2 protein-coding genes are annotated in these 1825 nt (G+C 69.2%); both read right to left on the bottom strand.

Features of this window, described 5'->3' with window-relative positions; genetic code table 11:
- A partial coding sequence (locus ACK5KK_RS10635) for a hypothetical protein (protein WP_416890056.1) occupies nt 1-426 on the bottom strand: 426 nt, incomplete at its 3' end.
- A gap of 134 nt (nt 427-560) precedes the next feature.
- Nucleotides 561-1535: an IS481 family transposase gene (locus ACK5KK_RS10630; RefSeq protein WP_416890055.1), complete on the bottom strand. Its 975-nt coding sequence runs from the start codon at nt 1533-1535 to the stop codon at nt 561-563.
- Nucleotides 1536-1825: the final 290 nt, after the last annotated feature.

Below are 1825 nucleotides of genomic sequence, written 5' to 3'. Positions count from 1 at the left end.
CGCGAACGTGCCGACGCTGCGCGGGTGGGTACGTGCGCCGTCGGGAATCGTGACGCCACGCTGCACCAGCGAGCCGTCGCGGTCGGTGAACGCAATCGCGTCCGACGCCACGGCGACGTCGTGACTGGAGATGGCGCGGGCGATCAGGGCAGCGTCGGAGGCGCCGTCGTCGTCGAGGTAGCGGACGATGACCAGCGTCCGCGGAGTATTGGCGCGCAGGTCACGCAGTCGGTCGGCGTCGGGAACGTCCTCGCCGGTGGCCGCGATCATCACGGCCGTCGGGCCGAGGCCGGCGAGTTCGAGGCGCGCAGGCGAGAGAAGCGGTGCGGACACCGCGGTCATCGAGGCGCCGTATGGGTACATCTCCAGGGAGAGGTGGGCGCCGCCGTCGTGGGCGTGGTGCAGGAGCGCGTGGGCGTCCTCCATGCTGCGCAGACAGCTGGAGTTGACGTGGCATGCGTGGATGCGGGCGCCTGTGGCGGCCGCAACGTCCGCGATCTCGGTGCCGCCCGCGAGCGGCTGCCCGGGAGTGCTGCGGGCATGGGTGAAGACGCCGACGCCTAGGTGTACTGACCTCGACCGTTGTTGATGCGGTCGATGGGGGTCTTGCCTCCGATGCCGAGGTGGCGCCTGTCTAGGTTGTAGTAGTCGATCCAGGTCGTCAAGCCGGCGGCTCGGTCGTCGTTGGATGTCCAGGGGCGGGCGTAGGCCCACTCGGCGGCGAGGGTGCGGTTCAGGCGCTCGACTTTCCCGTTCGTCCAGGGGCAGTGCGGGCGGATGAACTTCTGCTTGATGCCGTGCACGTCGATCACGTGCCGGAAGGCGGCCGAGTGACGGTAGGCGAGCGCGTTGTCGCTGATGACGCGTTCGACCCTGATCCCGAGGCTGGCGTAGAACGCGATGGCCCGCTCGAGGACGCCGGCCGCTGTCGTGCCTTTCTCGTCGTCGTGGATCTCCGCGTAAGCGACCCTGGAGTGGTCATCGATGACGGTGTGGACGTAGTCGTAGCCCAGGCCGCGCTTGCGGTTGGGGCGTTCGCCGCGACCATGCAGACGCCAACCGCCGCCGTCGGGTATGCGCCCGAGCTTCTTCACGTCGACGTGGATCAGCGACCCGGGATAGCCGTGTTCGTAGCGTCTCGCGGACCGGCGGGTCGCGCGGATCACCGCCCCGGTGACCGGGTCCAGCTCGCGCAGCAGCGGCACCCCATGGCGGCGCAGCACACGCCCCACGGTCGATGCCTGCAAGCCGAGCTTGTCGGCGATGAACACCGGGCCGCGGCGAGTGAGGTGACGCACGATCCGCACCCGCGTCTCCACGCACGCCGCCGTCCGGCGAGGGTGCGAGCGGGCAACGCTCGAGCGATCGACGAGTCCGGCAGGACCGTGTTCGCGGAACCGACGCCACCACCGCCATGCCGTCGTGCGCGAGATACCCATCTCCGCCGCAACGTGAGCGACCGCGCGCCCCGATCCGATGCGCTGAACCATGATCAACCTGCCGGCCGGAGTCAGCCGGGCATTACCGTGAGACACGAGAGACCTCCGTGTGAACGAGTTGAGGAACTAGACAGCTCCAACTCGACCCCGGAGGTCTCTCCTACGTCAACAACGATCCGGGTTAATACACCTAGCGCTGGCGGGACCGCGCCTGGCCTCGCTGGGGGCGTTATCCACAGGCCGCCTCCCACGGTCCGGCGAATCTGGCTAGGGTGCGACGATGGCGAGGAGGATGCGGGGGGCCGCCGCGTTGGTGATCGCGGGTGTACTGCTGGTGGCAGGGTGCAGCCCGGATGGGCCGGACCCGAGTCCCACGCTCTCTTCGA

The organism is Microbacterium sp., from assembly GCF_047972865.1.
GTDB lineage: Bacteria > Actinomycetota > Actinomycetes > Actinomycetales > Microbacteriaceae > Microbacterium.
The sequence above is the reverse complement of the archived record's forward strand: the minus strand, read 5'-3'. Positions and strand labels throughout refer to the sequence as shown.